We start from the raw sequence: 7,898 nt of genomic DNA on the forward strand, positions 1-7,898 counted from the left end.
CCTACCATTGGTACCCCTGGAAGTATAGCTTCACAAGCTTCTATTCCCATTATGTTAGCTGGGTTGTGAAGTGGTGCTAATTCTATACACTCTTCTAAAGCAGCCTTAACTTCATCAGTTATTAATACTGATCCAGCGAACTTTTCTCCACCGTGAACAACTCTGTGTCCTACAGCTTCAACTTCTTTTATATCTTTAACTCCACCGTATTGTGGGTCAACTACAGCGTCTAATACTAACTTTATAGCATCTTGATGGTTTTTCATTGGTTGTTCAACTATAAGTTTTCCTTCAACACCATCTTTTTCTTGCTTTAGTACAGAACCTTCTATACCTATTCTTTCAACTAATCCTACACATAAAACTTCTTCATTTGACATATCTATTAACTGATATTTTAATGAAGAACTACCACAGTTTAATACTAATATTTTCATTAGTATACCTCCTTAAAATTTCAAAGATAATATGTAATAAGCCTTAGGCTTAAAATATGCTAAATATATATTGTATACATTAAACATTTTGACAATAATTAATATACCACTTTTTTTCATAAAAGTATATATAATTTAAGATATTTATATTAGCCTACATTATTTTTCTCAATTTGTTATAATATTATAATATAATTAACAAATTTATTTCTAATATAAAATAATATTTCTTGATAATTTGTTAATAACCTTTATTATATAAATACAAAAGGAGAATTTTTCATGAAGATACTTGGACTTATAGTTGAATATAATCCTTTTCACAATGGTCACTTATATCATTTACAAAAATCCATAGAAAAAACTAAAGCTACTCATACTATAGCTATTATGAGTGGTAATTTTCTGCAAAGAGGAGAACCTGCTTTATTTGATAAATATACAAGAGCTCATGCCGCAGTTAAAAATGGAGTTGATTTAGTTATTGAGCTTCCTACAATGTTTGCTTGCCAAAGTGCTGAAATATTTTCTCATGGCGCAATAACTACTCTAAATTCATTAAATTGTGTTGATGCCATTTGTTTTGGAAGCGAAGAAGGAGATGTTGATATCCTTTATACAATCTCTAAAATATTAGTAGATGAACCTGAAGAATTTAAAATTTCTCTAAAAAAATATCTAAGTGATGGAATGCTATTTCCAACAGCTAGAAGCTTAGCTTTATTTGACTATATTAATGATTTTAAACTTTTAGATATTTCAAAAGAAAAACTTTTAAATATATTAAATTCATCAAATAATATATTAGGTTTAGAATATATTAAAAGTATATTAAAGTTAAATAGTAAAATAAAACCTTACACTATAACTAGAGTTCAATCAGATTACAATAGCGAAACTATAGAAAGTAATATTTGTTCTGCAACTGCAATTAGAAAACAGCTAAAAGATTTAAATGATATTTCTTCCATATCTAAAGTTGTGCCTAATAATACATTCGATGTGCTAAAAAGCAAAATTGATGATGACTTCTACCCTATGTTCGATGATAATTACTTTGAAATTCTATCATCAATAATAATTAGAGATAAAAATATTTTAAATACATACTTTGATGTAAATGAAGGAATAGAAAATAAAATATATCAAAGTATTTTTACATCTTTAACACTAGATGATTTAAAAGAATCTATAAAATCTAAAAGATACACTATGACAAAAATTAAAAGAACTCTAAATAACATATTACTTGGAATTACTAAGAATGATATGAACAAAATAAAAAATGTTAATAATATACCTTATATAAGAATATTAGCTTTTAATGATAAAGGCCGTGAAATAATAAAAAATATAAAAACTAATTCTGATATAAATATTATAAATAAATTTTCTAATATTTCATTTTCTAAAGATGATGAGGTATTCAAAACATTAATAGATTATGATATAAAAGCAAGTAATATATATAACCTTATCTATTATAAAAATAACAAAAACCTATTAAAAGGTCCTATGGACTTTTACATATCACCTAAATATGTAAAGTAAGTATACAACCTTTTATCATATATGCCTATCCCATCTAATATAATAATCCTATATTAGATGGATGGTAGGTGATCAAAATTAATAAAAAACAAATTATCAACTTTTTCTTTCCCATTTTAATTGTTATTACCTTAATATTAGGTATTGTAAGCTTTCCAAACGAATCTATTTTAGCAGCAAAAAAAGGTTTATCTATCTGGGTTAATGTATTAATACCTTCACTCTTACCTTTTATAATAGGAGCAAATTTAGTTGTAGACTTAAAGGTTGTAGATATAATTGGATATATAATTAATCCTATTACTAAATTTATCTTTAATGTATCAGGTAAAAGTGCTTTAGTATTTGTTATCTCTACTGTATCTGGTTACCCTGTAGGTGCAAAGCTAGCATCAGAACTTAGAAATAACAATCAAATATCTAAATTTGAAGGTCAACGATTAGTTTCATTTTGTTCTACATCAGGTCCTTTATTTATAGTTGGATCTGTAGCAACAGGAATGTTTAAAAATCCTTCATTAGGATACTTAATGCTTATTTGTCATTACTTGGGCTCTATATCTGTAGGACTGTTATTTAGAAATTATGGTAAAGAATCTCTAAGTAATAAAAAATCTTCGTTAAAAACAAATGTATTAAATACTATAAATAATAGATACAAAGATGATAGAGGATTTTTTGTTTTATTTGGAAGTGCTGTATTTAATGGTGTTAATACGTTGCTCTCTATTGGAGGATTTGTAATTGTATTTTCTGTAGTTTTTGAAATATTTTCACTTTTTAATATAATTTCTTTAATTTCATCAATACTTTATGTTCCTCTTTCATTATTTGGTGTTACCAAAGAACTTTGTCATGCATTCATAAGTGGATTATTCGAAATTACTATAGGATGCGATAGAATATCTTCCGTATTATCAACACCTGAAGTTTTAAGGGCTTCTCTTTCTAGTTTTTTAATTGGCTTTAGTGGATTATCTATACTCGCTCAATGTTGTAATTTTATAGCTAAGACCGATATAAGTACAAAAATATATATTTTTAGTAAATTTTTACATGGTTCTTTAGCTAGCATATTTACTTTTTTATTATATCCAATATTAAAATCAGATTTATTTGTATCTAATTTTGATACAATGTATAATTTAATTTATGATAATTCAATATGGAATTTTTACTCAAGAAATTATACTATAATTCTGCCTATATTTATAATCCTTTACATATTTATGATATTATTAATATTAGAAAAAACTAGTTATAATATAAAAAAAGAAAGCTAATCTTAGCTTTCTTTTATTTTCCAGGATTTAGTTCAATTCTATTTCTTTCAACCTCTTGTAATATACTTTTTAAGTTATGCTCTACAGTAGTTAATACATCCTCTGCATATTCTATTGATCCAAGTCTTATTTCTTTCGCAAGAAGTTCAGCTCTTGAAATCATTTCATTTGCTTTTTCTTCAGCCTTAACAACTGGCTCACTAGCTTCTAAATATGCATCTAATATTTCTTGAGAATTTTTCTTTAATTCTTCTATATTATTTTCATATTCTTCCTTTATTCTTTCAGCTTCTTTTTTAGCTTGTTCAACTATTTCAAGAGCTTCTTGTTTAGAATCATTTATTATTTTATGTCTTTCTTGATTAACCCAATGTGCTTGTTTTAATTCTTCTGGTAATGATGCTTTTATATTATTTATTAATTCTAATACTTCTTCCTTATCAATACCACTCTTATGTGAAAATGGTATTGAAGAAGCATTGCTTATTATACATTCTAATTCTTCAAATCTATCCATAACTTCTAAATCTACATACATTTTTCGTTCCCCCCATTAGTTTTTCTTTCTAGTTCATCTAAAACATTTTTTGGCACTAAATTTTTAACATCTCCGCCAACTGTTAATACTTCTTTTATTAGTGATGAACTTATAAATGAATATTCTGTTTTTGTAGGTAGCATAATAGTCTCTATATTTGAATTTAGCTCTCTATTCATATGAGCCATCTGTAGTTCATACTCTATATCTGCGCCTGTTCTCACACCTCTTATTAAAGTACCTATCCCATGATCTTGACAATAATTTACTAAAAGTCCATCAAAACTAACTACTTTTATATTTTTTAGGTGCTTTGTACAAGATTTAATTAATTCTACTCTTTCATCAAAACTAAATAAACCTTTTTTATTTGGGTTATAAAGTACACCTATTTGTAATTCATCAAATAGTTTTGATGCTCTACAAATTATATCCAAATGACCATTTGTAATAGGATCAAAACTTCCTGCAAATATAGCTTTTCTTTTTTTACTTTTCATTTTATTCCTCCAGCTTATAAAATGTCAAAGTTGTATTTCCATATTTTTTATCTCTAGTTTTTTCTAGTCTGCCTATTTTATCTACAAATTTATCTTTTGTATCATGTTCAACAACTATTATCCCATCATCACATAATAAATCTGCTTCGTCTATACTTGAAAGAGCATCTATAAACATATTCTTATAGTATGGAGGATCCATAAAAATTATATCAAATTTTTTATTTTGAATCTTTAATCTGTCTATTGCATTTTTAAAATCTAAATTTAAAATAGTACTTTCATTTTCTACACGAGCTTTCTTTATATTAGATTTTACTATATTTATACTTTCTTTACTAACATCTACAAATATAGCAGATGATGCACCTCTAGATAAGCATTCTATCCCTAGTGAACCAGTACCTGCAAATAAGTCTAATACATTACTATCTATTATATATGGATTTATTATATTAAATAAAGACTCTTTAACTCTATCTGTAGTAGGTCTTACATCTTCATTTTTGGGAGTATCTAATTTTAGCCCTCTCACTTTTCCTGATATTACTCTCAACAAACTTCACCTCTTTGTATATTTTAACATAATTTTAATTAATTTAATGAAATTTCTTTAATAGAATGTTCAAATTTTGTCATAATCTCTCTTTTCAGCATCTTATTCTCATTATTTTGTAATTTATAATCTAATCCTATAATATATCTAGCCTCTTGTTGAGCTAGCTTTAATATCTTCATATGCTTAAATATATTAGCAACTTTAAGTTCCGGAAGTCCATGTTGTCTAGTTCCAAAAAATTCCCCTGGTCCTCTTATTTCTAAATCTTTTTCTGATATTTTAAAGCCATCATTCGTTTCTTCCATTATAGACATTCTTTGTCTACAAACGTCACTCTTTGATGCATATATTAAAATACAATAAGACTTATGACTTCCTCTACCTACACGCCCTCTTAATTGGTGAAGTTGAGCAAGTCCAAATCTTTCAGCATTTTCTATTATCATTAATGTTGCATTTGGAACATTTACTCCTACTTCTATAACTGTTGTTGATACTAATATGTCTATTTCTTTATTTTTGAAACTTTTCATTATTTCATCTTTTTCACTAGCTTTCATTTTTCCATGTAAAAGACCTACTCTCAGGTCACTAAAATACTCCAATTTTAATTCTTCTACTAGTTCAGTGGCAGCTTTTGCTTCTATAGCTTCACTTTCTTCAACTAATGGACATACTATATATACTTGTCTACCCTTTTCAACCTCTCTTCTTACTAAAGAGTTGTAAGCTTTATCTCTTTTTCCTCTATCCACAGCCAATGTTTCTATTGGCTGTCTTCCTGGAGGAAGCTCATCTATTATAGATATATCCAAATCTCCATAAAGTATAAGCGCCAATGTTCTTGGTATTGGTGTTGCAGTCATTACTAGTATATCTGGATTTATACCTTTTTCTGAGAGCTTACTTCTTTGTCTTACACCAAATCTATGCTGTTCATCTGTTATAACTATACCTAGATTATTAAATTCTACTTTATCTTCTATTAATGCATGTGTTCCTATTAATATATCAATTTCTTTATTCTTTACTCTTTCTAAAACTTTCTCCTTTTGTTTTTTAGTAAGACTTCCAACTAATAATTCAATTTCCATACCAAATGGCTTTAACGTTTCAGATAATGATATATAATGTTGCTCTGCTAGTATCTCTGTTGGTGCCATTAATGCACCTTGATATCCATTTAAAACACAATTTGCTAGTGCCAAAAGGGCTACTACAGTTTTTCCAGAACCTACATCCCCTTGTACTAATCTATTCATAACCTTATTAGATTGCATGTCCTCTATTATTTCATTTAGGGCTCTATTTTGAGCATTAGTAAGTTTAAATGGTAGTGCCTTTAATATATTGTCTAAATTCTCATCTCTATTAAATTTTATACCCTCAACCTCGGTCGTCCCATTTTTAAACATAAATAAACCTAACTGAAGAATTAGAAATTCTTCAAATACAATTCTATATAAAGCTATTTTTAATGCTTCTTTACTAGTAGGATTATGAATATTTCTTATAGCATAATCTATACTACATAACTTATACTTTTCTATTATTCTCTGAGGTAAATATTCTTTTATTCTTAATTCTTCATTATTTAAAACAGACTTTATAATACTTATTATTTCTTTGTTAGTTACTCCATAAGTCAATGGATATATAGGCATAACTTTACATGTACTTTTAGGAGCATTTGTAAGATGTTCTATCTCACAAGAACTTAACTCTATAGTTTTAAATTCTTTTTTAACTTTACCAAATACTAATACAGTATCTCCACATTTATATAAATTTTTTATATGTGGTTGATTAAAGAATGCAAGTTTTGCATATCCTGTTTCATCTTTTATATCTATTTTAGTAAGCGTCATTCCTTTTTTAGGATTTGTTGTATTTACCGATACTATTACAGCTTTTATAGTAGCTTTTTCATCATTTTGTAACTGCGCTATCTTTTTTAAATTATTTCTATCCTCAAATTGTCTTGGAAAATAAAATAATAAATCTTTTAATGTAAAAATTCCTAACTTATTAAGCTTATATGCTTTTTTAGGACCTATACCTTTTACATATTGTATGTCTTTCTCTAAATCAATCATTTTTATCACCTATAAATAAAGCCCTGTACAAATAATATTATTATACAGGACTTTAAAAATTAACTTTATTAATCTATCCTACGAACTAAAATATGTTCGTTACTTAGATAATTATTCAACTGATATTAAGTAATAGTAAAGAGGTTGACCACCGTAATATAATTCTATATCTAGGTCTTCAAACTTTTCTTCCAATTCATCACGAAGATTATTTGCATCTTCCTCAGTTACATCTTCACCATAGAATAATGTGATTATAGCACTATCTTCATCAACTAATTTTTCTACTAAAGATGTAGTTATTTCATCTACGCTATCTCCAGCATCCATAAGTTTACTTTCTGCTATACCTATTATGTTACCTTCTTTAACTTCAACATCATTCATAACAGTGTCTCTAACTGCAAATGTTACTTGACCTGATTTAACCATAGTTAAAGATTCCATAAGAGCTTGTTCATTTTCTTCTACACTAGCATCGGCATTAAAGTTAACTAAAGCTGTAAATCCTTGTGGAGTATTTTTAGTTGGTATTACAATTATATTCTTATCACTTAATTCTTTAGCTTGATTTGCTGCCATTATTATATTACTGTTATTTGGGAATATGAATATATTTTTAGCATTTATACTGTCTATAGCTTTCATAAAATCTTCTGTACTTGGGTTCATAGTTTGACCACCTTCAATTATATAGTCAACTCCAAAGTCTTTAAATATTTTTGCAAGACCTTCTCCCATAGATGTTGCTATGAATCCATATTCTTTTTCTTCTACTGATTGAGCTATTTCATCAGTATCACCTACTAATATATTTTCATGTTGAAGTTTCATATTTTCTATTTTTATTGTTACTAATTGACCGTGTTTTAAAGCATCTTGAAGTACAAGACCTGGATCATTTGTATGAACATGTACTTTTATTATTCCTTCA

General features: G+C 27.1%; 7 protein-coding genes and 1 pseudogene. 2 read left to right on the plus strand and 6 right to left on the minus strand.

What is annotated here, in order from left to right:
- Positions 1-437 (minus strand): annotated as a pseudogene (locus tag Q5F54_RS08145) (acetate kinase); the annotation flags it as partial.
- A gap of 282 nt (positions 438-719) precedes the next feature.
- Here Q5F54_RS08145 and Q5F54_RS08150 point away from each other — a divergent pair.
- Positions 720-1,988, plus strand: a complete 1,269-nt coding sequence (locus Q5F54_RS08150; RefSeq protein WP_277231022.1) for a nucleotidyltransferase — start codon at positions 720-722, stop codon at positions 1,986-1,988.
- Positions 1,989-2,056: 68 nt separating this feature from the next.
- Positions 2,057-3,271, plus strand: coding sequence for a sporulation integral membrane protein YlbJ (locus Q5F54_RS08155; RefSeq protein WP_281537877.1), 1,215 nt, complete (start codon positions 2,057-2,059; stop codon positions 3,269-3,271).
- A gap of 13 nt (positions 3,272-3,284) precedes the next feature.
- Here Q5F54_RS08155 and Q5F54_RS08160 read toward each other — a convergent pair whose 3' ends face one another.
- The 5 genes from Q5F54_RS08160 to Q5F54_RS08180 all read right to left on the minus strand — a co-directional run.
- Positions 3,285-3,809 (minus strand): hypothetical protein, encoded by a 525-nt coding sequence (locus tag Q5F54_RS08160; protein ID WP_071119666.1) that lies wholly within the window; start codon positions 3,807-3,809, stop codon positions 3,285-3,287.
- A complete protein-coding gene (gene coaD / locus Q5F54_RS08165; protein WP_071119665.1) occupies positions 3,800-4,309 on the minus strand; it encodes a pantetheine-phosphate adenylyltransferase in 510 nt (169 codons plus the stop codon). The genes Q5F54_RS08160 and coaD overlap by 10 nt, the downstream gene beginning before the upstream one ends.
- A 1-nt stretch (position 4,310) precedes the next feature.
- Positions 4,311-4,865 (minus strand): 16S rRNA (guanine(966)-N(2))-methyltransferase RsmD, encoded by a 555-nt coding sequence (gene rsmD, locus Q5F54_RS08170; protein ID WP_277231030.1) that lies wholly within the window; start codon positions 4,863-4,865, stop codon positions 4,311-4,313.
- 38 nt (positions 4,866-4,903) lie between these two features.
- Entirely contained in the window at positions 4,904-6,964 is a 2,061-nt protein-coding gene (recG, locus tag Q5F54_RS08175; RefSeq protein ID WP_288525540.1) for an ATP-dependent DNA helicase RecG, read from the minus strand.
- A gap of 111 nt (positions 6,965-7,075) precedes the next feature.
- A partial coding sequence (locus Q5F54_RS08180) for a hypothetical protein (RefSeq protein ID WP_331562576.1) occupies positions 7,076-7,898 on the minus strand: 823 nt, incomplete at its 5' end.

The organism is uncultured Romboutsia sp. (assembly GCF_958366745.1).
GTDB lineage: Bacteria > Bacillota > Clostridia > Peptostreptococcales > Peptostreptococcaceae > Romboutsia > Romboutsia timonensis.

What these genes read in the sequence shown, in the direction of transcription:
- Q5F54_RS08150 (WP_277231022.1), top strand. Translation starts at nt 720, where the DNA reads ATGAAGATACTTGGACTTATAGTTGAATATAATCCTTTTCACAATGGT.
- Q5F54_RS08160 (WP_071119666.1), bottom strand. Translation starts at nt 3,809, where the DNA reads ATGTATGTAGATTTAGAAGTTATGGATAGATTTGAAGAATTAGAATGT.
- coaD (WP_071119665.1), bottom strand. Translation starts at nt 4,309, where the DNA reads ATGAAAAGTAAAAAAAGAAAAGCTATATTTGCAGGAAGTTTTGATCCT.
- recG (WP_288525540.1), bottom strand. Translation starts at nt 6,964, where the DNA reads ATGATTGATTTAGAGAAAGACATACAATATGTAAAAGGTATAGGTCCT.